This is a genomic window from Streptomyces sp. NPDC048584 (assembly GCF_043199595.1).
GTDB classification, from domain to species: domain Bacteria; phylum Actinomycetota; class Actinomycetes; order Streptomycetales; family Streptomycetaceae; genus Streptomyces; species Streptomyces edwardsiae.
In genome coordinates, this window is record NZ_JBICWF010000015.1 from 18,101 (window position 1) to 40,415 (window position 22,315).

A 22,315-nucleotide genomic window follows, 5' to 3' on the forward strand; every position below is an offset into this window, starting at 1 on the left:
GCTCCGATCGTCGTTCGGACGGGGCCGGTTACTCGGCCGCGGCCGCCTTCTTCTTGCGGAGGAAGAACATCGCCGCGCCGCCCGCGGCCAGCAGGGCCACCGCGATGCCCGCGATCAGCGGGGTGGCGTTGGAGCTGCCGGTGTTGGCGAGGTCGCCCTCGCCGCCGGTGGCCTCGTCGGAGGAGCCGCCGGCCGGGCTCGGGGCCGACGACGGGGTGTCACCGCCGGTGCCCGGCGTCTCCGTGCCCGGGGTGCCCTGGGTCTTGCAGTCCAGGACGCCCTCGAAGCGCTCCGAGAAGCCGTTCGGGCCCTTGACGGTTATGTCGTACGTGGCGTCCTCGTCGACCGGGACGGTCACGGTCTTGGACTCGCCGGCCCCGATCGTGTGCTCGGTGCCCGCGAGTTCGAAGGTGAACGGGGAGTCGCCCTGGTTGCTCGCCGTGACGTCGACGCCGTCCTTGGCGCAGTTCTTCTCGGCCGTGACCGAGGGGATCGCGCCCTTGGTGGCCCAGTTCGCGGTGGCCTCGGCGGTGACCGTGGACTCGCTGGAGCCGGCCAGGATCTGCGTCTGGCTCTTGCTGGGGCTGGCGAACGCGCGGCCGACCGGGATCTCGGTGGTGGCCTGGACCGTCAGCGCGGCCGAACCGTCGGCCGTGCCCTCGGGCACGTCGAAGTACAGTTCGGTGCCGTCGCTGGCGGACGTGACGGCGTTGCCGCTCTTGTCGGTCACCTTGACGCCGGCACCGGCCGCGTCGGCGGAGGCGGCGACGGAGACCTGACCGGCGTCGGTGTGCACGGTCACCGGGCCGAGCGTGCCGCCGGCCTTGCCGGAGACCGCGTTGGGCTCCAGCGTGAGGGAGGTCTTCGGCTCCTTCAGGTTCTGCGCCTCGGCCTCGAGCCAGTCGGCGAGCTTCTCGGCCTGCGCGTCGCGGGCCTCGACCTTCGCGCCGTCCGAGAAGCGCCAGATGGCCACCTGGGTGCCGGCCGCCGCGGTCTTGGCGGTCAGCCCCTCGGCACCCGACTTCTGGCCCAGCGCGGCCAGGTCGCCGATCTGGGGGTACGAGTTCTCGAGGATCCAGAGGATCTTGCCGGCGTTCTCGTTGGCGCCGAGCGAGGTACCGGCCCAGGGGGTCTCCAGGTACTTGGCCTTGTTCTGGGTCGGGTTGTGGATGTCGATGCAGTACGTCTGCAGACGGCCGCTGCCCTCGACGTTCATCTCGAACAGGCCGGCGGCGATGTTCTGGGTCTTGCCGCCGCCGAGGTCGAGCCGGGCCGAGTCGTACGTCTTCAGCCCGTCGAGCGTGGCGACCGCACCTCCCTGGTGGTGCGTGTCCCCCTCGTCGGCGGCGGCGTTGCCCGCCCCGGCGAGAAGGCCCATGGTGAGCAGTCCGGCCGTGGCCGCCCCTGCGGCCATACGCCGCCCTGTGGTGCGCCGCCCGGTCGAGGCGGACGCGGAATGAAGAGCAAACACAGATTTCCCCTCCGGCGGGACCCGCAACGGGACACACGAGATGTGTTCACACGAGATGCGTGGTGAAAGAGTCACGCCAGTTGTCTCAAGTGCTGGACCAGCACACGGGGATCCTATGGATGGAACGGTTCCGGATCTTCGTTCCGGACGCCGCACGGCCATTCCGAATCGGAAACGTTACTTCGCGCGACCGGAGTGTCCTCATCCATCCAACCTTCACAACCCGACCAGCAAGTGTGCACACCTACCGACGAGTTGGGGATCGGCGCCGGTATGCCCGCGAAGCGGCCTTCGCCATACGGACGACCGCAGTACACGGGGGTGTGCCTGCGGTCCGCCCGCCGGGCCGTGCTGGATCGGTGCGAGCGGCGGGGCGGCGCCTTGGAGTCGCTCGTCGCCGAGGCCGGGTCCGGCACCGTGACCGCCGTCGCCGTGGTCCGCTTCCGCGGCCTGCCGTGCGTCTTCCGCCGTGGCATCCGGCCACCGCACCACCCCGCGGCCCCACAGGCCGCCCTGTACACGGCGGTCCTGGAGGAGCGCCCGCCGGCCCGGGTCCGGCCCTCGTCCGGTGGCGGCCCGTCGCCGGTGGATCTCCGCGCTCCCGTCCGCGTTCACGGTTTCGGTCAACCTCGGGCGCACGTCCGCCGCCGGCCCGCCCGCCCGGCCTCGGCCGCACGCCGGCCATGGCCTCGATCGGCCGGGCCGGCGTCCCACTGACCACCCTTGTTCCCGGCAGTTGTCCGGCGTTCTGGAAAGTAGACACAAATTCCACACACCCTCTCTTCATACCGGCCCCGATGGTCTAGATTGACCTTGCTTCAGCCGTTCGGACACAAGGTGACCAGTGATGACCCTGGGTGCGGGGAGCATCCGTTATTTCTGGTGCCACCGGGGTGGGCCGTCCGACCGGTTCTGAAAGGGCCGATTCGGCATGTGCGGGAGGCGGGGGCCTCTCGTGGGGGAGAACAGAGCGGCGCGGGGGGCGGGGGCCTCCCGGGTGGAGAAACGGTGTCAGGGGAACACGTCGAACCACTGGGAACCTGGGGGGTTCTGTGCGGCAAGGGGGATTACTCAGCCCGTTTCCGTCGGAGCGGGGGCGTCTGGCGGGCAGTTCGGTCCGTCAGCCGGCGGCCGACTGGGAACATCGGTACCGCCGTACCGTGATCACCGGCGACGCCGTCACCACGGCCGTCGTGGTGGCGTCGATCGGCAACTTCTTCGGGGCGCGGGACGCGGCCAACTGGCATGAGAAATGGGGGATTCTGGCCTTCGGCACCTGGCTGCTGGTGCTGGGGGCGCTGGCGGTGGGCAGGGCGTGGTCCCCTGCCGTACTCGGCCAGGGCGCCGAGGAGTTCCGCCGGCTCGGGCGCGCGCTGTTCGCGGCGACCGTCGTCCTGGCACTCGGCGGGATAGCGCTCACCTCGCGCAACATCAAACTCTGGATCTTCGTCGCGGTCCCAGCGATCGCGATCGTCGCGATGACGGCTCGGTATCTGCTGCGCCTGTGGCTGCACCGGCAGCGCAAGGAGGGCCGGTGCCTGAGGCCGGTCCTCGCCGCGGGCAGCCCGGACACGGTGCACGATCTGATCGCCCGCACCCGTAAGTTCCCGCACCTCGGCTGGCGGGTGGACGGGGTGTGCACCCCGGACGGTCTGGCGCCCGACGGCGATCATGTGGACGGGGTGCCGGTCATCGGCCAACTCGCCGACGTGGCGGGCCGCGTGCGCCGGGACGGCTACCGGGTCGTCGCGGTCACCCCGGACCCGCACTGGTCACCGCACCGGCTGCGGCGGCTGGCCTGGAACCTCGAGGGCAGCGACGCGGAGATGGTCGTCGCCCCCGTGCTGATGGAGGTGGCCGGACCCCGGCTGCACATCGACGCGGTGCTGGGCATCCCGCTGCTGCGGGTCAGTATGCCGGTCTTCACCGGGGGCCGCCGGGTCGTCAAAGGGGTCGTCGACCGGCTGGGCGCGGCGATCCTGCTGCTGCTGTTCTCGCCGCTGATGCTGTGCGTCGGGCTGCTCGTGACGGCCACCAGCCGGGGCGGGCCCTTCTACAGCCAGCGCCGGGTCGGCAAGGACGGACGCGAGTTCACCATCCTCAAGTTCCGCACCATGGTCGCCGGCGCCGACCGGGCCCGTGCCGGACTGGCCCAGCTCAACGAGGGCGCGGGCCTGTTGTTCAAACTCCGCCGGGATCCGCGGGTGACCCGGGTCGGGGCGGTACTGCGCCGGTACTCGATCGACGAACTCCCGCAACTGTTCAACGTACTCACCGGATCGATGTCGCTCGTCGGCCCGCGGCCTCCGCTGCCGGAGGAGTCGGCGGCGTACGGCCCCGACATCCGGCGGCGGTTGCTGGTCAAGCCGGGCCTCACCGGCCTGTGGCAGATCAGCGGGCGCAGCGATCTGTCGTGGGAGGAGGCGGTACGGCTGGACCTGCGGTACGTGGAGGACTGGTCGCTCGCCCTGGACACGGTGATCTTGTGGAAGACGCTGCGTGCGGTGCTCTACGGGCAGGGGGCCTACTGATGGACGGCGCGCGGACCGCAGGCCGAAGGGGCCTGCCCTGGGGGAGGAACGGGTCATGAGAGTCAGCGTGTTCGGGCTCGGCTACGTGGGCTGCGTGTCGGCCGCGTGCCTGGCGAGCATGGGGCACGAGGTCGTCGGGGTGGACGTCAACCAGGTGAAGGTCGACCTGGTCAACGACGGCAAGGCCCCGGTGGTCGAGGAGCGGATCGGTGAGCTCATCGCCGACGTCGTACGGAGCGGGGCGTTACGCGCCACCGACGACGTACGCGAGGCGATCATGGCCAGCGAGGTGTCGCTGATCTGCGTGGGCACCCCGTCGGAGCCCAACGGCAGCCTGTGCACGACGTACCTGGAGCGGGTCACCGAGCAGATCGGTGCCGCGCTGGCCGAGCGGGGCGGGCGGCACACGGTGGTGTTCCGCAGCACCATGCTCCCGGGCACCTGTCTGAACCTGCTGCTGCCGATCCTGGAGAAGTACGTCGGCGGCACGGCCGGGGTGGACGTCGGGGTGGCGGTCAACCCGGAGTTCCTGCGCGAGGGCACCAGCGTGCGGGACTTCTTCGACCCGCCCAAGACCGTCATCGGCGAACTCGACCCGTCGAGCGGCGATGTGGTGGCGCGGCTGTACGAGGGTCTGCCCGGCGAGGTGTTCCGGGTGCCGGTGCCGACGGCCGAGGCGATCAAGTACGCGGACAACGCCTTCCACGGCCTCAAGATCGGTTTCGCGAACGAGCTGGGCGCGGTGTGCCAGGCGCTCGGTGTGGACTCGCACCAGGTGATGGACGTGTTCCTGGCCGACCGCAAGCTGAACATCAGCCCCGCCTATCTGCGGCCCGGTTTCGCCTTCGGCGGCTCCTGCCTGCCCAAGGACCTGCGCAGCCTGGTGCACGCGGCGCAGCGGGCCGATGTGTCGGTGCCCATCCTCTCCCATGTGCTGCCGTCCAACTCCGCGCATCTGGAGCGCGCGGTGGAGCTGGTCGAACGCACCGGGAAGCGCCGGGTGGGCCTGTTCGGGCTGTCCTTCAAGCCCGGCACCGACGACCTGCGGGAGAGCCCGCTCGTCGAGCTGGCGGAGCGGCTCTTCGGCAAGGGGTACGACCTGCGGATCTTCGACGCCCATGTGAGCCTGTCCAGGCTGCTGGGCGCCAACCGCGAGTACATCGAGACCCGGCTGCCGCATCTCGCGCAGCTCCTCGCGGACTCCGTGGACGAGGTGCTGGAGCACTCCGAGGTGTGCCTGGTCGGGACCAGGGACCCGGCCGTGCTGTCGGCGCTGCCCCATGGCGGCGGCCCGGTGATCGTCGATCTCGTCCACCTCCCCGACGCCGAGGCGCGCCGGGCCGAACCGGGGTACATGGGCCTTGCCTGGTGACTCGTCGTTCAACGACACGAACAGCGGTGGTGGCCGCGGCCGTCGCGCGCTGATCCTGGTGGAGAACCTGTCGGTGCCGTTCGACCGGCGGGTGTGGCAGGAGTGCGCCACACTGCGCGACGCCGGCTGGGAGGTGCACGTCATCTGCCCCCGGGGGACCAAGCGGGACACGGAGCCGGAGGCGGTGATCGACGGGATACGCATCCACCGCTACCCGTTGCGCGCCGCCACCGGAGGGCCCGCCGGGTATCCCCGGGAGTACGGGTCTGCGCTGTGGCACACCGTCCGGCTGGCCCGGAAGGTCGGTCCGGTCGACGTGGTCCACGCCTGCAATCCGCCCGACCTGCTGTTCCTGCCCGCCCGGTGGCTGAAGCGGCGCGGGGCGCGGTTCGTCTTCGACCAGCACGACCTGGTGCCGGAGCTGTACCTGTCCCGGTTCGACCGCGGCAAGGACCTGCTCTACCGGGCCGTGTGCGCGCTGGAGCGGGCGACCTACCGGGCCGCCGACGTCGTACTCGCCACGAACGAGAGCTACAAGGACGTCGCGGTGCGCCGGGGCGGACGCCGGCCCGAGGACGTGTTCGTGGTGCGCAGCGCGCCCGACACCGAACGGTTCCACCCGGTGCCGCCCGAGCCGGAGTTGAAGCAGGGCAAGCCCCATCTGCTGTGCTATCTGGGCGTGATGGGGCCGCAGGACGGTGTCGACTACGCCCTGCGGGCGCTGGCGAAGCTGCGCGACGAGATGGGGCGGACCGACTGGCACGCCGTGTTCGTCGGCGGCGGTGACACCTTCGACGCGATGGTGGAGCTGTCCCGGCGGCTCGGGCTCGACGGGCAGGTGCGGTTCACCGGGCGCGTACCGGACGCCGACCTGGTGCGCTATCTGTCCACCGCGGACGTGTGCCTCTCCCCCGATCCGCGCAATCCGCTCAACGACGTGTCCACCATGAACAAGGTCCTGGAGTACATGGTGATGGGCCGGCCGATCGTGTCGTTTGAGCTGAAGGAGGCGCGGGTCTCCGCCGGTGACGCCGCCCTCTACGCGCCCGCGAACGACGAGAGCGCGTTCGCGAAGCTCATCGCACGGCTGCTGGACGACCCGGAACAGCGGGCGCGGATGGGCGAGATCGGCCGGGAGCGGATCAACGGGGCGCTCGCCTGGCGGAATTCGCAGGCGGCGCTGCTCGCCGCGTACGACGCCGCCTGCCGTGACCGGGCGCCGGTGGCGCCGGACGGCCCGAACAGGGCAGGGAAGAGGCTGCGCCGTTGAGCGAGGACACCATACGTCTGGTCACGATCGGCAGGATCGTCCGCCGGCGCCGGCGGCTCCTCGTCGTCCTCACCGTGTTGGGGGCGCTCGTCGGCTACGGCGTCTCCGCACTGTTCCCGCCGCGCTACACCACGTCGGCCTCGGTGCTGCTGCCGGGCGCGTGGGAGGAGCGCGAGCTGCTGACCCGGACGCAGATCGCGACCAGCTCGGTGGTGATCGACCGCGCGGCCGCCGCCCTCGGCTGGGCCGGTGTGGACGGCGAGGAACTGAAGGACCGGGTGAGCGCCAAGGCCGCCGACGGCAACATCATCGAGGTCTCGGGCACGGCGGAGACACCGGGGCGGGCACAGCAGCTCGCCGATCAGGTGGTCCAGGAGTTCGTCGCGTTCAGCGCGCGGCTCGCGGACGACACCACCGCCCCGGAGGCGTCGGCGCGGCCGGAGGAACTGCGGCAGCTCGTGACACGGACCAGCCGCCGTATCACCGAACTGGCCGACGCGGCCGATCCCGGGAGCACCGTGGAGAGCGTGCAGACCCGTACCGAGCTCGCGGAGCTGCGTACCGCCCTGCAGGAGGCCATCACCGCGCTGAACGAGTCCGGTCCGGCCGGCACCAAGGCGAACATGGTGGTCATGGGTCCGGCCGCCCGGCCGTCCGGTGAGGCGCCGCCCACCCGGGTCCAGCTGATCGTCGGCGGGGCGCTGCTGTTCCTGCTGGTCTCGGTCATCGGCCATCTCACCGCCGCGCGGATGAGCCGCCGGCTGCGCGGCGAGCCGGAGATCGCCTCGGCGCTGGGCTCGGCGCTGCTGGGCTCCGTCGATGTGCCCGCGGAGGGGTCCGGGCTCGGGCCTCAGGACCGTGGCCGGTGGGCCGGGGTCCGCCGGCTGCTGGGTGCCGACGTCCGCTGGGATCTGCCCGTTGTGCCGGTCTCCGCCGACGAGGCCGGCCGGCGGCTGCGTACCCGGCGGGTGCTCGCCCGTCTCCGGAACCGGCTGCCCGCTCCCCGGCGGCTGCTCGTCGTCGTCCCGGACGGCGACGGCATCGCCCGTCTGGCCGCGGGACAGCTCGCCGCCGAGGCCGACGGCGATCCGCTGCTGCGGGTGGTGGAGGTGCCGGTGTCCCGGCCGATGGTGCCGGACTCCGGCGAGGAGTCCGGTGCCCTCGTCGTGATCGGCGCCGGCCACTGGACCGCCGGGGAACTCGCCGGCATCGCGGAGGCGTGCGCCGACGCGGGCCACGAGGTCGTCGGGGTCGTCCTCGCCGCCCCGGTCCGGGACCGGGCGCGTACGGCGCGGTCCGCCGGCCGTCCCCGGGACGCCGCCGCGCCCGCGCTGGCGGGGAGCCACGACGCGTCGGGAGGTACGGGGTGACGACACGTACGAGTGCGGAGTCACCGGCCGCCGCTCCGCTGCTGGATCTGCAGGTGCTGGTGGTGGCGGTGCGCAGACGGCGCCGCCTGTGGTGCTCCGCGGCGCTGCTGGGGCTGCTCGCCGGCGGTGCGGTGGCTGTGCTGCTGCCGAAGCCGCCGACCGCGGTGACGAAGGTGCTGGTCGCGCACCAGCAGGACCAGCCGAACGATCCCGGCACGCTGATCCGTACCGACGCGGCGCTGCTGCACACCACGCGGATCGCCGATCAGGCACGGCGGTCCCTGAAGTCCCCGGAGAAGCCGGAGGACTTCATGGAGCACTACGAGGGAGCCGGGCTGACCAACAACCTGCTGGAGATCACCGCGACGGGCGACAGCGACGCCCAGGCGTTGGCCCGTGCCGAGGCGGTGGCCAAGGCGTTCGTCGCGGACCATGTGCGACGGATCCGGGAGGCCGCGGACGCCGAGGCCAAGACCCTGCTGGCGCAGCGGGACCGGCTGCGGGACGAACTCGCGGAGGTCAACGAGGAGATCGGGGACGGAGAGCCGAGCAGCGATCCGAAGGCGGCGGCGGACCTGGAGTCGCTCTTCGCCCGCCGGGCGGAACTCACCTCTCAGATCACCGCCTTCGGGGACCGGGCCGGGGAGGCGCGCATCGGTACGCCGCAACTCGTGGCCGGCACGCAGATCGTGGACGCCCCGCATGCCGTACGGCAGTCGCTGCCCAGGACGCTGGCCACCGACGCCGCGATCGGGCTCGTCCTCGGGCTCGTTCTCGGGCTCGCGGTGGCGGCGGTCGGCGCGGTGGTGGCGGACCGCCCGGTACTGCGCCGGGACATCGCGGCGCACCTCGGTGCCTCGGTCCTCGCGGAGCTGCCCCGCCGGCCGGGCGGGCCGCTGCGGCGCCGGCGGTTCCGGGGTGCCCGGTCGCGGCTCGCCCTGTCGCTGGCCCGTACCGTGCGCGGCTCCGCCGAGCCGGTGTCGCTGCTGGAGCTGGGGTGTGCGCGCGGCGCGAGCCGGATCGCCCTGGACGTCGCCAGGGAGGTGAAGGCGCACGAACCGGTGGTCCTCGTCGACGGGCTGCCCCGTCCGCACCTCACCCGGCGCCGTCCGAAGCCGGGGGACCCCGAGGTGGCCGCCGGCGCGGACGAGGCGGGTCCGGAGATCCGCATCGGTGTCGGCTCGGTGGCGCCCGGCACGGCGTGGACCGACCTCCCGTTCCTCGGCACCCGGACCGTGCTCGTCGTACGGGCCGGACACGCGGGCACGGCATGGCTGCACACCGTGGCCCGGCAGCTCGCGGACCAGCGCGTGACGGTGATCGGTGTGGTGCTGATCGACCCCGATCCGAGGGACCGGACCGACGGCACGCTGTGGGACGGGCCGCGCACCGCGCGGCGCGACCGCGGCACGCCGCCGCCGGTCCGGCAGCCCGGCCCGGAACGGCCGCGGGCGGAACGGCTGCCGACGCCGGCCGGCCGGGTCCCGGACAGTGAGCAGGAGGGACGGTAGGACATGTGTGGCATAGCAGGCACCTACCGGTGGCCGGACGGAAAGGCCGTGACCGACCGGCTCACCGATGTCCTCGCGCACCGGGGCCCGGACGGGGCGGGCCGGTACAGCCACGCCGCCGGTGACGCCGAGGTGCACCTCGGGCACCGCCGGCTGGCCATCATCGACCCGTCCGAGACGGGCGCCCAGCCGATGGCGTCGGACGGTCTCGTGCTCACGTACAACGGCGAGCTGTACAACGCGCCCGAGCTGCGCGCCGAGTTGGCGGCGGCCGGGGTGCGTTTCCGCGGCACGTCCGACACGGAGGTGCTGCTCGAGGCCTGGCGGCGCTGGGGCACGGACTGTCTGCCCCGGCTGCGCGGCATGTTCGCGTTCGGGGTCTACGACGAGCGGACCGGTGAACTGGTGCTCGCACGCGACCAGTTGGGTATCAAGCCGCTGTTCGTGCTGCGACGTGGCGAGGGTCTGGTGTTCGCCTCCGAACTGAAGGCGCTCGCCGCCGTGACCGGCGGGAAGCTGGAGGTGGACCACGCGGCGCTGGTGGCGTCGCTGCTGTACTACTGGGTGCCGGACTCACGGTGCGCGTTCCGTGAGGCGGAGAAGCTCCCGCCGGGGAGCTGGCTGCGGTGCCGGCCCGACGGCCGGGTGGAGCGCGGCCGGTTCTGGAACCTGAGGGACGTCGCCGCCGAGGCGCGGGAGGGGGCCCGTGGCGGGGGGCTGCCGGATCTCGCCGCCGTCGTCGAGGAGTCGACCCGGCGTCATCTGCTCTCCGACGTGCCCGTGGCGACGTTCCTCTCCGGCGGCCTCGACTCCAGCTATCTGACCGCGCTGGCGGCCCGCGAGCGGCCCGGGATCTCCGCCTACACGATCGGGTTCCGCGCCGAGGACGCGAGGTTCGAGGCGATGCCGGACGATCTGCGCTACGCCCGGCAGGTCGCGCAGCGGTACGGCGTCGATCTGCACGAGATCGAGATCGCCCCGGACGTGCTCGATCTGCTGCCGCGGATGACGTACCACCTGGACGAGCCGATCGGCGACCCCGCCGCGATCAACACGTTCCTGATCTGTTCGGCCGCCCGGGAGGCCGGGGTCAAGGTGATGCTGTCGGGGATGGGCGCGGACGAGCTGTTCGCGGGCTACCGCAAGCACCTGGCCAATGTGCTGGCGCTGCGCTACCAGCGGGTGCCGCGGCCCCTGCGGCGCGGGGTGTCGGCGGTCGTGGACCGGCTGCCGGTCGCCTCGGCGGCCCGGGGGTACCGGTCGGTGCGGTTCGCGAAGCGGTTCCTCTCCTTCGCCGAACTGCCGGAGGAGACCGCGTTCCGGCGCAGCTACACCATGTACGACCGGGGTGAACTGCTCGGCCTGATCGACCGGGACCTGGCGGGCACGGTCGACGACGTGCTGACCGAGCACGCGGACGTCTACGAGGACAACGCGCTCGACGACTTCGTCAACCGTATGTGCCTGGGCGACGCCCGGATGTTCCTGCCGGGCCTGAACCTCGCCTACACGGACCGCTCCAGCATGGCCGCGTCGACCGAGGTACGGGTGCCGTACGTGGACGTCGAGGTGGTCAGGGCGGCGTTCGCCTTCCCCGGCGCCCGCAAGATCGCCGGACGGCAGGGCAAGGCCGTGCTCAAGGAGGCGGCGGCGTCCGTGCTGCCCCGGGAGATCGTCTACCGGCCCAAGGGCCTGTTCAGCGCCCCGCTGCGGGCCTGGATGAGCCGGGATCTGGCACCGCTGGTGCGTGAGGTGGTCAACGACGGCGAGCTGGTGCGGTCCGGGTTCCTGCGCCGTGACGCGCTGCGGCGGATGGTCGCCGAGGACGCGTCCGGGCAGCAGGACTTCTCCAAGCATCTGTGGCATGTCCTGACCCTCGAGTACTGGTACCGCGGCGCGACCTCCGGACCCGGCCGGGCTCCCTGACGGCGTGGAGACGCGGCGTACGGAACGGCGTAGAGAACCGGCGTAGAGACGAAGAGGACTTCGGTGAAACAGGTCGTACAGAACTACAAGAGCGGCGAGCTGGCCCTGCTCGACGTACCGGTGCCGGGGTGCAAGCCGGGCGGTGTGCTGGTGCGCAGCGCGTACTCGCTCATCTCCACCGGCACCGAGCTGATGAAGGTGTCCGAGGCGGGCATGTCGATGGTGGGCAAGGCCCGTTCCCGCCCCGACCAGGTGGCCAAGGTGGTGCAGAGCGTGGCCGCCAACGGGGTGCCCGCCACCTATCGCAAGGTGATGGGCAAGCTGGACTCCTATACGCCGCTGGGCTATTCGCTGTGCGGGGTGGTCGAGCGGGTCGGTGCCGGGGTCGACGACGTGAAGGTGGGCGACCTCGTGGCCTGCGCGGGCAACGAGCACGCGCTGCACGCCGAGTTGAACTGGGTGCCGAAGAACCTCTACGTCCCCGTGCCGGACGGTCTTGCGCCGAGGCACGCGGCGTTCGGCACCGTCGGCTCGATCGCGCTGCAGGGGGTCCGCCAGGGCGAGTCCCGGCTCGGTGAGGTGGCCCTGGTGATCGGCCTGGGGCTGATCGGGCAGCTGGTGGTGCAGCTGCTGGCGGCCTCGGGGGTCCGGGTGGTCGGGGCCGACCCCGACCCGGCGCGCTGCGAGCTCGCCGAACGCCTGGGCGCGGATGCCTGCGGCGACCCGGCGTCGTCGGCCGTGGAGAGCGCCGTCGCCGAACTCACCGACGGCCACGGCGTGGACCAGGTGTATCTGGCCGCCGGCGGCGGCAGCAACCAGCCCGTCGAGCTGGCCGCCAGGCTGAGCCGCGACCGCGGCCGGGTGATCGACATCGGCAAGTGCAGCCTCGACCTGCCCTGGAACGCGTACTACGAGAAGGAACTCGACGTCCGCTTCTCCCGCAGCTACGGCCCGGGTCGCTACGACCCGGAGTACGAACTCGAGGGGCGGGACTACCCGATCGGCTATGTCCGCTGGACCGAGCGCCGCAACCTCGCGTGCTTCCTGGACCTCGTCGCCCGCGGCCGGGTCGACGTGGAGCCCCTGGTCTCCCACACGGCCGACTTCGCCGACGCGGTGGAGACGTATCAGAGCCTCAAGGACGGCGGCCTGAAGGCGGTGGCCGTGCTGTTCCGGTACCCCGGCGGCCCGGACACCGGGGCCGGGGCCCCGGTGGTGACCGTACCGCCGGTGCGGGTCGGGCGGAGTCCGGCGAGGGCCGTGCAGACGCCGGTACGCCTGGCGTTCGTCGGCGCGGGCAATTACGCGACCTCGATGCTGTTGCCGCACCTGGCCCAGCGCGACGGAGTCGAACTGTCCACGGTCGTCACCACGACGGCCCTGTCGGCGGCCAACGCCCAGCGGAAGTTCGGCTTCCGTGAGGCGACCACCGATCTCGACGCCGTGCTCGGTGACGCGTCCGTCGACGCGGTGTTCGTGGTCACCCGGCACAGCTCGCACGCCGAGCTGACCCGCAGGGCGCTGCTGGCCGGCAAGGCCGTCTTCGTGGAGAAGCCGCTGGCGCTCACCGAGGACGAACTCGCCGGTGTGCTCGCGGCGGTGGAGGAATCCGGCAACGACCGGCTGCAGGTGGGCTTCAACCGCCGCTTCGCGCCGCTGCTGCGGGAGGCCGGGGAGCGGTTCGGTGCCCGGGGCGGGCCGGGACACCTGCGCTATCTGGTCAACGCCGGCCGGCTCGACCACGGCAGCTGGTATCTGCGGCAGGGCACCGAGGGCTCCCGGTTCGCCGGTGAGGGCGGGCACTTCATCGACACGGCGGGCTGGCTGCTCGGCGCCGACCCCGAGTCGGTGTACGCGGTGACCACGCCCGGCGGCGAGGACCTCCAGGTGGTGCTGCGCTACCCGGACGGATCGACCGCCACCGTCGGCTATGTCACCACCGGCCCGTCCGGATTCCCCAAGGAGACCCTGGACCTGGTCGCGGACGGCCGCGCGCTGCGGCTCGACGACTTCGTGCGTGCCTCGGTGTACGACGGCCGCAAGCGGTGGATCAGTTCGCGGCTGCCCAAGGCGCGGGACAAGGGCCAGTCCGCCGAACTGGCCGCGTTCGTCAGGGCGGTGCGGACCGGCGGCCCGATGCCGGTGCCGCTGGAGTCGCTGGTCGCCACCACGGCGGCCACCCTCGCCGTACCGGCCGCCCTGGCCGCGGGGGCGCCGGTGACGCTGGCGGGGCCGCGATGACCATGAGCACGGCCTGGTACCTGCGGCGGCTGTCCCGGATGGGGCCGCGGGAGATCGGCGGCCGGGTGGGCGACGCGCTGCGCCGGCGGCGGTGGCGGTCGGGGGCGCCGCCGGCCGGCCCGGAGACGGCCGGTGCCCGGTTCACCGCCGTGCTGCCCGCCGAAGCGGTCGCCTCGGTGCCGCCGGACGCCGTGAAGCGGCTGGTCGCCGAGGCGGACCGGCTGATGGGCGGGCACGGCGGGTTCTTCGGGGTGGACCGTGACGACCTGGCCGGTCCGGACTGGGCCTACGACCCGAAGACCGGGCGGCGGGCCCCGTCGGGCTACGCCTTCGACGTGCCGTACCGGGACGAGGACGCGGTCGGGGACATCAAGCAGATCTGGGAGCCGTCCCGGCACCAGTTCCTCACCGCCCTCGCCGCCGCGTACGCGGTCACCGGGAACGAACGGTACGCGGAGCGGGTGGACGGGCTGCTGCGGTCGTGGTGGGCGGCCAACCCGCCGCTGCGCGGGGTGCACTGGACGAGCGGTATCGAGCTGGGGATCCGGCTGCTGTCCTGGGTGTGGATCCGCCGGCTGCTCGACGGCTGGCCGGGCGCGGCCGCACTGTTCGAGGACAACCCGGCGGCGTCGGCGCAGATCTGGCACCACCAGCGCTGGCTGGCCGCCTTTCCCAGCCGGGGTTCGTCGGCGAACAACCATGTGATCGCCGAAGCCGCCGGGCAGCTGGCCGCGTCCTGCGCCTTCGGCTGGTTCCCGGAGTCGGCGCGCTGGCGATCCGGGGCGTTGCGCTCGCTGGAGCGGCAGCTCCGGCACAACACCTTCCGTTCCGGTCTCAACCGTGAACTGGCCACCGAATACCACGGACTGGTGTTGGAACTCGGTCTGGCCGCGGTGGCCGAGGCGGATGCCGCCGGGGTGCCGGTGCCCGCGTCGGTACGACTGGTGCTGCTGCGGATGACCGACGCGCTCGCGGCCGTCGTGGACGACGCGTTGCGGCCGCCGCGCCAGGGGGACGCGGACGACGGCCACGGTCTGGTCGTGGACGGCGCGGGCACCGGCCGCTGGGGTTCGCTGCTCGCCACCGGTGACGCGGTCTTCGGGCGGCTCGACTGGTGGCCGGAGGTGACCGGCACCGATGTGCGCACCCCACTGCTGGCCGCGCTGCTCCGGCCCTACCCCAGGAGCGGTACCGCGCGCCCGGCGAGCAGGCCGGGGCACTTCGCCGACGCGGGGATGACGATCCTGCGTGGTCCCGGCGGGATCTGGTGCCGCTGCGACGGCGGTCCGCACGGGTTCCTGTCGATCGCCGCGCACGCCCACGCGGACGCGCTGTCCGTGGAGGTACGGCACGACGGGGTCGAGGTGCTCGCCGACCCGGGGACGTACTGCTATCACGGACAGCCGGAGTGGCGGCGGTACTTCCGCTCCACCCTCGGCCACAACACCCTGCAGCTCGACGGCACCGACCAGTCGGTCTCCGGCGGCCCGTTCCTGTGGACCCGGCACGCGCGCAGCCGCGTCCTGACCGCGGACACCACCCGCTGGTGTGCCGAACACGACGGCTACCGGCCCTCGGTACACCGCCGCAGGGTCGAACTCATCGCCGCCACACATGAGCTGAAGGTGGTCGACGAGGTGCGTGGCGCACGCCGGGAGGTGCGGCTGGCGTACCACCTCGGCCCGGCGGTCACCGCGGAACTGACGGACGACCGGGCGCTGCTCACCTGGACCCGGGACGGCGAGGAGCGCTCGGCCGTGCTCGAACTGCCCGCGCGGCTGTCCTGGCGGGCGCACCGCGGCGAGAGCGCGCCGCCACTGGGCTGGTACTCCGCGGGCTTCGGCCGCAAGGAACCCGCCACCACGCTCATCGGCACCGGCTTCACCGACGACGCACGGGAGTTCGTCACCGTACTCGGATTCCAGGGCTAGGGAGAGGAGGACACGTGGGAAGCAAGTGGCGGGCGTCGGCGCTGGCGCTGGCGCTGCTGGCGGCGGCCGGCTGTGACAGCGGCACACCGGACGACGCCCGGCCGAAGCCGACCGCGGCGCCGACCGCGGCGCCCACCTCCGCGCCGGCCGCGTCCGTGGCCCGGGTGTGCGACAAGCCCGTGGCCGGACCGGCGAAGGCACCGGCGGGCGCGGTGAAGGTCGATCCCGCGGTCCCCGGCGACCTGGCCGCCAAGACGAAGAGCAACCCCGCGCACACCACGTTCTGGCTCGCACCCGGCACGCACCGGCTCGACCCCGACCCGTACGCCCAGGTCGCCCCCAAGGAGGGGAACAGCTACATCGGCGCGCCGGGCGCGGTGCTCGACGGCCGTGGGACCAACCGGTACGCGTTCGGCGGCGACGCCCGCGATGTCACCGTCAGCCATCTGACCGTGCGGCGTTTCGTCGCACCGCGCAACGAGGGCGTGGTCAACCACGACTCGGCCGACGGCTGGAGGATCGAGCACGCGACGATCCGCGACAACTCCGGCGCCGGGCTGATGGCGGGCGCCCGCCAGGAGGTCCGCGCCAGCTGTCTGCGCGACAACGGCCAGTACGGCATGAACGCGTACAAGGCCGGTGACTCCATCGAGGATCTGGTGGTCGAGGGCAACGAGATCACGGGCAACAACACCGGCGACTGGGAGCGGCGGGAGCAGGGCTGCGGCTGCACCGGCGGCATCAAGTTCTGGGCCGTCGACGGCGCCGACATCCGCGGCAACTGGGTGCACGACAACCGCGGGACGGGTCTGTGGGCGGACACCAACAACAACGACTTCCTCATCGAGGACAACGTGCTGGAGGCCAACGACGGTGCCGCGCTGATCTACGAGACCAGCTACAACGCGGTCATCCGGAAGAACACCGTCCGGGGCAACAACGTGGTCGAGGGCCGTAAGTACGCCGACCGGGGCGACACCTTCCCGTTCGCGACGGTCTATCTGTCCGAGTCCGGCGGTGAACCGCGGGTCCCGGCCCGCACCGACAAAATCGAGGTGTACCGGAACCTGCTGGAGAACAACTGGTCCGGGATCACCCTGTGGGAGAACGCCGACCGGTTCTGCAACAGCCCGGCCAACACCTCCTCCGGTGACTGCACTCTCCTGGTGGAGGACACCGACCGCTGCGCCCAGCCGGGTATCGCCTCCGAGCCGCTCTACACCGACTGCCGGTGGCGGACCCAGCGGGTGGACATCCACGACAACCGCTTCGTGCTGGACAAGTCGGTCCTCGACTGCACGTCGCAGTGCGACCGCATGGCGGTGCTGGCCAACTACGGCACCTACCCGGACTGGTCGCCGTACCAGGGCGAACGGGTCGCCGAGGCGATCACGCTGGAGCAGCACAACCGCTGGCACGACAACGTCTATGTCGGACCGTGGCAGTTCGTCGTCCACGACCCCAGCCAGGTGGTCGACTCCACGCAGTGGCGGGGCGCGCCGTACCGGCAGGACACGGGCAGCACCTTCCGCGCGCGGGGCGGTGACTGAGATGGACGAGGAGCGCACGCCGAAGACCGTCGGGACGGTGTGGGGACTGCTGATCCTCAACACCCTCGGCTCCACCGGGGCGGAGACCATCGTCCCGCTGCCCCGCTCCCTGATCCAGATGGTCACCATGGGCGCGCTGGTCGCCGCGTTCGTGCTGGCGCTCGCGGTCAATCTGCGGCTGCGCGTGCGGCCGAACGCCTACCTGTTCCTGCTCACCCTGCTGCTGGTGCCGAGCCTCCTCTCCAGCGCGGACCTGGGGTCCGGGTTCGGGGCGCTGTTCCGCTGCGCCCGGCTGGCGCTGTTCATCGGGACACTGTGGCTGCTCAGCCGCTGGTGGGACGGCGGTCTGACGTTCGTACGGCATCACATCCGGATGTACTTCGCGGTCCTCGCGTCGGTCGCCGCGGGCGCGGTGATCTCGCCGGGCGCCGCCCTGCCCGACCTGTACGGCGGGCGGCTGGTCGGCGCGCTGTGGCCGCTCACCCCGCCGCAGATCGGACAGTACGCGGCGGTGATCATCGGGCTGACCGTGCTGCTCGTGCTCGGCGGCCGGACCGACCGCAGGAGCGCGGCGCTGGTCGCCGTGCCCTCGCTGATCCTGCTCGCGCTGACCCACACCCGGACGGCCACGCTCGGCATGCTCGCCGGGCTGCTGCTGGCGATCGGCTCGCTGGTGCTGACCAGTTCCGCCGCCCGCCGGTTCTTCGCCTGGACGGTGCTGTGCGCGGCCGTGGCCGCGGTGGGGTTCAGTTCGTGGCTGCAGTCGTGGTTCCTGCGCGGGCAGAGCCAGGAGAACTTCGCCAGTCTCACCGGCCGGCAGAAGGTGTGGGACGCGCTGCTGGCGGCGCCCAGGTCGACCTCGGAGTTCCTGTTCGGCGTGGGCCTCGGCGACAAGTCGTACGGCGGGCTGCCGATCGACAACTCCTGGCTGGCCGTCTTCCAGGAGCAGGGCATGACCGGTGTCGTCCTGGTGGCCGCGTTCATCGCCGTACTGGGTGCCGTGGCGCTGCTGCGGCCGCCTTCACTGGCGCGGGCCTGCGCGATCTTCCTGATCGGCTACTGCGCGCTCGCGTCGTACACCGAGGCGGGGCTCGGCGACGCGTCGCCGTATCTGCTGCATCTGGCACTGGCCGCCTCCCTGCTCGCGGCACCGGCCGCGGACACCTCCCCGGCGCCACCGGCCCCTCGACGACGTGTCCCGGGCTGGGCCCGGCGAACGGAGGTGACGTGAGCATGCGTGTCCTCGTGGTGCACAACCACTACGGCTCGGCGCAGCCGAGCGGGGAGAACAAGGTCGTCGGCCAGGAGGTGGAGCTGCTGCGCGACGCGGGTCACGAGGCCGGGGTGTTCGAGCGGCGCAGCGACGACATCGCCGGCCGGTCCCTGCCGGGGAAGGCCGCGGTGCCGCTCCTGGTGCCGTGGAATCCGGGGGTCCGCAGGGAGCTGGCGGCGCGACTGCGCGCCGAGCGGCCGGACGTGGTGCACGTCCACAACGTGTTCCCGCTGCTGTCGCCGTCGGTCCTCGCGGCCTGCGCGGACGCGGGGGTGCCGGCCGTCGCGACGCTGCACAACTACACGCAGGTCTGTCCGCCCGGGACGCTGCAGCGGGACGGCCGTCCGTGCACGGAGTGCGTGGGGTCCGCCCCGCTGCCCGCCGTGCGGCACGGCTGCTACCGGAACTCCCGGCTGGCGACGGTGCCGCTCGCGGTGAGTCTGTCGGCCAACAGGCGGCGCTGGTGGACCGGTGTGGACCGGTTCTTCTGCATCTCGGCGGCGCAGCGTGACGTCCTGGTGGGGGCAGGTATGCCGGCCGGGCGGATGGCGGTGAAGCACAACTTCGTGCCCGACACCGACGCCCGCCGCTCGGGCCCCGGCGAGCATGTGCTGTATCTCGGCCGGCTCGCGGAGGCCAAGGGCGTACGGCTGCTCATGGCCGCCTGGGACGGGATCGCGGCCGGCGGCGGTGCGGGCGTACCGCTGGTGATCGCCGGCACGGGGCCGCTGGAGGGGGAGGTGGCCGCGTGGGCGGCGGGCCGGGACGACGTGCGGTACGTCGGCCTGTACGACCCGGTGCGGTGCCGGCGGGCGCTCGCGCGGGCGGTCGCCGTGGTGGCGCCCTCGACCTGGCTGGAGGCGTTCGGGCTGGTGGTCGTGGAGGCGATGGCTGCCGGGGTGCCGGCCGTCGCCGCCGGTCACGGCGCCTTCACCGAACTCGTCGAGGACGGGAGGACGGGGCTGCTGCACCGGCCGGGCGACGCGGCCTCGCTCGCGTCCTGTCTGCGCCGGATCACGGCCGAAGGGGAGCGCAACGCGGAGATGGGCCGGGCGGCCCGGCTCCGTTACGAACAGGGCTTCAGCCCGGCCGTCGGGCTGGAGCGCCTGGTGGAGGGGTACCGCACCGCGATCGCGGGGCGGTCGGCACTGGCTCGCGGCGGGGACACGCGCGCGGGCAGGGGGGACGGGAACAGCAGATGACACGATGCCGACTCTGCGGCTCGGAGGCGATGGCGAGCGTCGTCGACCTCGGGGCGACACCGCCGTGCGAGAGTTTCCTCGCCGCGGAGCAACTGGACCGGCCGGAACCCGCGTACCCGCTGCATCTGCGGGTCTGCACCGAGTGCTGGCTCGCGCAGATCCCGCCGCTGATCACACCCGAGGACACGTTCAGCGAGTACGCGTACTTCTCCTCGTACTCCCACTCCTGGGTGGAACACGCGCGGACGTTCGTCGAGGGTGCGGTGGAACGGCTGGGGCTCGGCGCGGACTCGTTCGTGGTCGAGGTCGCGAGCAACGACGGCTACCTGCTGCGGCATGTGGTGGACCGGGGCATCCGCTGCCTGGGCGTCGAGCCCTCGGTGAACGTGGGTGCGGCGGCGCGGGACGCGGGTGTGCCCACGGTGACGGAGTTCCTGAGCCCGGAGACCGGTGCGGCCGTCCGCGCCGGACACGGCCCGGCGGACCTGGTCGTGGCCAACAACGTGTACGCGCACATCCCCGACGTGGTCGGCTTCACCCAGGGCCTGCGCGCCCTGGTCGCCGACGACGGCTGGGTCTCCATCGAGGTGCAGCATCTGCTCACCCTGATCGAGGAGAACCAGTACGACACGATCTACCACGAGCATTTCCAGTACTACACGGTCGCGTCGGCGGCACGGGCCCTGGCGAGCGGCGGACTCACGCTCGTGGACGTGGAGTTGCTGCCGACACACGGCGGCTCCATCCGGCTGTGGTCGCGGCCGTCCGGGGTGGCCGGGGAGCCGTCCCGGCGGGTGGCCGAGGTGCTGGACCGCGAGAAGGCGGCCGGACTGCGGGAGCTGACCGGGTACGCCGAGTTCTCCGCCCGGGTGGCCAAGGTGCGCCGGGATCTGCTGCGGTTCCTCATCGACGCGGCCGAGCGCGGGGAGACGGTCGTCGGCTACGGCGCTCCCGGCAAGGGCAACACCCTGCTCAACCACTGCGGCATCCGCCCCGACCTGCTGCCGTACACCGTGGACCGCAATCCGTACAAGCACGGCAGGTTCACCCCCGGCACCCGTATCCCGGTACTGCCGCCGGAACGGATCGCCGCCGACCGGCCCGACTACGTCCTCGTCCTCCCGTGGAACCTGCGCGAGGAGCTGACCGAGCAGCTGTCCTTCGTGCACGAGTGGGGCGGCCGGCTGGTCTTCCCCATCCCGGAACTGAGCATTGTCGAGGTCGAGCGATGAAGGTCGTACTGTTCTGCGGCGGTTACGGGATGCGGATGCGCAGCGGCGCCGCCGACGACGTGCCGAAGCCGATGGCGATGGTGGGGCCGCGCCCGCTGATCTGGCACGTGATGCGCTACTACGCGCACTACGGACATCGGGAGTTCATCCTGTGCCTCGGCTACGGGGCCCACCACATCAAGGACTTCTTCCTCCACTACGAGGAGACGACGTCCAACGACTTCGTCCTGCGCGGCGGGCGCACGGAGTTGCTGTCCACCGACATCTCGGACTGGACGATCACGTTCGCGCAGACCGGTATCGAGTCGCCCATCGGGGAGCGGCTGCGCCGGGTCCGGCACCATCTGGACGGCGACGAGATGTTCCTCGCCAACTACGCCGACGTGCTCACCGACGCCCCGCTGCCGGAGATGATCGAGAGGTTCGCCCGGCGGGACGCGGGCGCGTCGATGATGGTGGTGCCGCCGCAGTCGTCGTTCCACTGCGTGGAGCTGGGCGAGGACGGGCTGGTGGGCGGCATCACCGCGGTGAGCGACATGCCGCTGTGGGAGAACGGCGGCTACTTCGTGCTCCGCCAGGAGGTCTTCGACCACATCCCCGAGGACGGCGATCTGGTCGCCGACGGCTGCGGCGGGCTGGCCAAGCAGGGGCGGCTGGTGGCGCACCGGCACCGCGGCTTCTGGAGGCCGACCGACACCGTGAAGGAGCGGGCCGCGCTCGACGCCGCCTACGCCCGCGGGGAGCGCCCGTGGGCCGTGTGGGAGCGGGCCGGGGCGGGGGTGAGCGGGTGATCCGGCTCGGTACCGGCGGCCTGGAGCGGATCGTGGCGGTGGGCGCGCACTGCGACGACATCGCCATCGGCGCCGGCGGCACCCTGCTCACGCTGTGCCTCGCCCGGCCGGGCGTCCGCGTCGACGCGCTGGTGCTCTCCGGCGGCGGCGGTGAGCGGGAGCGGGAGGAACGGGCGGCGCTCGCCGCGTTCTGCCCGGGCGCCGATCTGCGGCCGACCGTGCTCAAACTTCCGGACGGGCGGCTGCCCGTGCACTGGGAGGAGGCCAAGGCCGCGGTGGAGGAACTGCGCGGGCGGACCGAACCGGACCTGATCCTGGCCCCGCGCACCGACGACGCGCACCAGGACCACCGCGGTCTGGCGCGGCTGATACCCACGGCGTTCCGCGACCATCTCGTACTCGGCTACGAGATCGTCAAGTGGGACGGCGATCTCGGCCGGATGGTGGCCTACCAGCCGCTGACACCGGAGACCGCCGAGCGGAAGGTGCGGCTGCTGCAGGAGCACTACGCGTCGCAGCGGCACCGGCCCTGGTACGACCGGGAGGCCTTCCTGGGGCTTGCCCGGATCCGCGGTATCGAATGCCAGGCGCGCTACGCCGAGGCGTTCGCCGTCACCAAACTCACTCTCGACCTGGGGGATTGA

General features: G+C 72.3%; 15 protein-coding genes. 14 read left to right on the forward strand and 1 reads right to left on the reverse strand.

Annotated elements, in window-relative coordinates; all coding sequences use genetic code 11:
- Positions 1–28: 28 nt before the first annotated feature.
- The gene (locus ACGFR9_RS28565; protein ID WP_393213842.1) at positions 29–1,414 is read right to left on the reverse strand and encodes a Cys-Gln thioester bond-forming surface protein; all 1,386 of its coding nucleotides are present in this window, start codon (positions 1,412–1,414) and stop codon (positions 29–31) included.
- A 1,109-nt stretch (positions 1,415–2,523) separates the two neighbouring features.
- On the opposite strand from ACGFR9_RS28565, the gene ACGFR9_RS28570 reads away from it, so the two are divergent.
- The 14 genes from ACGFR9_RS28570 (at position 2,524) to ACGFR9_RS28635 (ending at position 22,315) form a co-directional block, all read left to right on the forward strand.
- The gene (locus tag ACGFR9_RS28570) at positions 2,524–4,002 is read left to right on the forward strand and encodes a sugar transferase (RefSeq protein ID WP_393213845.1); all 1,479 of its coding nucleotides are present in this window, start codon (positions 2,524–2,526) and stop codon (positions 4,000–4,002) included.
- Between the two features lie 55 nt (positions 4,003–4,057).
- Positions 4,058–5,374: a nucleotide sugar dehydrogenase gene (locus ACGFR9_RS28575; protein ID WP_311648509.1), complete on the forward strand. Its 1,317-nt coding sequence runs from the start codon at positions 4,058–4,060 to the stop codon at positions 5,372–5,374.
- Positions 5,364–6,644, forward strand: a complete 1,281-nt coding sequence (locus ACGFR9_RS28580) for a glycosyltransferase family 4 protein (RefSeq protein WP_393213848.1) — start codon at positions 5,364–5,366, stop codon at positions 6,642–6,644. The genes ACGFR9_RS28575 and ACGFR9_RS28580 overlap by 11 nt, the downstream gene beginning before the upstream one ends.
- Entirely contained in the window at positions 6,641–8,014 is a 1,374-nt protein-coding gene (locus tag ACGFR9_RS28585; RefSeq protein WP_393213851.1) for a Wzz/FepE/Etk N-terminal domain-containing protein, read from the forward strand. Before ACGFR9_RS28580 ends, ACGFR9_RS28585 begins: the two co-directional genes overlap by 4 nt.
- Positions 8,011–9,525: a Wzz/FepE/Etk N-terminal domain-containing protein gene (locus ACGFR9_RS28590; protein WP_393213854.1), complete on the forward strand. Its 1,515-nt coding sequence runs from the start codon at positions 8,011–8,013 to the stop codon at positions 9,523–9,525. Before ACGFR9_RS28585 ends, ACGFR9_RS28590 begins: the two co-directional genes overlap by 4 nt.
- A 3-nt stretch (positions 9,526–9,528) precedes the next feature.
- Positions 9,529–11,451: an asparagine synthase (glutamine-hydrolyzing) gene (gene asnB, locus ACGFR9_RS28595; protein ID WP_393213857.1), complete on the forward strand. Its 1,923-nt coding sequence runs from the start codon at positions 9,529–9,531 to the stop codon at positions 11,449–11,451.
- Between the two features lie 63 nt (positions 11,452–11,514).
- Positions 11,515–13,692 (forward strand): bi-domain-containing oxidoreductase, encoded by a 2,178-nt coding sequence (locus ACGFR9_RS28600; RefSeq protein ID WP_393213860.1) that lies wholly within the window; start codon positions 11,515–11,517, stop codon positions 13,690–13,692.
- Entirely contained in the window at positions 13,689–15,623 is a 1,935-nt protein-coding gene (locus ACGFR9_RS28605) for an alginate lyase family protein (protein WP_393213863.1), read from the forward strand. The genes ACGFR9_RS28600 and ACGFR9_RS28605 overlap by 4 nt, the downstream gene beginning before the upstream one ends.
- 14 nt (positions 15,624–15,637) lie before the next feature.
- A complete protein-coding gene (locus ACGFR9_RS28610; protein ID WP_393213865.1) occupies positions 15,638–17,173 on the forward strand; it encodes a right-handed parallel beta-helix repeat-containing protein in 1,536 nt (511 codons plus the stop codon).
- Position 17,174: 1 nt separating this feature from the next.
- A complete protein-coding gene (locus ACGFR9_RS28615) occupies positions 17,175–18,404 on the forward strand; it encodes an O-antigen ligase family protein (RefSeq protein ID WP_393213868.1) in 1,230 nt (409 codons plus the stop codon).
- A 2-nt stretch (positions 18,405–18,406) separates the two neighbouring features.
- Entirely contained in the window at positions 18,407–19,648 is a 1,242-nt protein-coding gene (locus ACGFR9_RS28620; RefSeq protein WP_393214262.1) for a glycosyltransferase, read from the forward strand.
- Positions 19,645–20,880, forward strand: coding sequence for a class I SAM-dependent methyltransferase (locus tag ACGFR9_RS28625; protein ID WP_393213871.1), 1,236 nt, complete (start codon positions 19,645–19,647; stop codon positions 20,878–20,880). Before ACGFR9_RS28620 ends, ACGFR9_RS28625 begins: the two co-directional genes overlap by 4 nt.
- A complete protein-coding gene (locus ACGFR9_RS28630) occupies positions 20,877–21,671 on the forward strand; it encodes a glucose-1-phosphate cytidylyltransferase (protein WP_393213874.1) in 795 nt (264 codons plus the stop codon). Before ACGFR9_RS28625 ends, ACGFR9_RS28630 begins: the two co-directional genes overlap by 4 nt.
- Positions 21,668–22,315, forward strand: a complete 648-nt coding sequence (locus ACGFR9_RS28635; RefSeq protein ID WP_393214265.1) for a PIG-L deacetylase family protein — start codon at positions 21,668–21,670, stop codon at positions 22,313–22,315. Before ACGFR9_RS28630 ends, ACGFR9_RS28635 begins: the two co-directional genes overlap by 4 nt.

Coding starts and splice junctions, on each gene's coding strand:
- ACGFR9_RS28575 (WP_311648509.1), top strand. CDS start 4,058: ATGAGAGTCAGCGTGTTCGGGCTCGGCTACGTGGGCTGCGTGTCGGCC.
- ACGFR9_RS28605 (WP_393213863.1), top strand. CDS start 13,689: ATGACCATGAGCACGGCCTGGTACCTGCGGCGGCTGTCCCGGATGGGG.
- asnB (WP_393213857.1), top strand. CDS start 9,529: ATGTGTGGCATAGCAGGCACCTACCGGTGGCCGGACGGAAAGGCCGTG.
- ACGFR9_RS28630 (WP_393213874.1), top strand. CDS start 20,877: ATGAAGGTCGTACTGTTCTGCGGCGGTTACGGGATGCGGATGCGCAGC.
- ACGFR9_RS28565 (WP_393213842.1), bottom strand. CDS start 1,414: ATGGCCGCAGGGGCGGCCACGGCCGGACTGCTCACCATGGGCCTTCTC.
- ACGFR9_RS28615 (WP_393213868.1), top strand. CDS start 17,175: ATGGACGAGGAGCGCACGCCGAAGACCGTCGGGACGGTGTGGGGACTG.
- ACGFR9_RS28625 (WP_393213871.1), top strand. CDS start 19,645: ATGACACGATGCCGACTCTGCGGCTCGGAGGCGATGGCGAGCGTCGTC.
- ACGFR9_RS28620 (WP_393214262.1), top strand. CDS start 18,407: ATGCGTGTCCTCGTGGTGCACAACCACTACGGCTCGGCGCAGCCGAGC.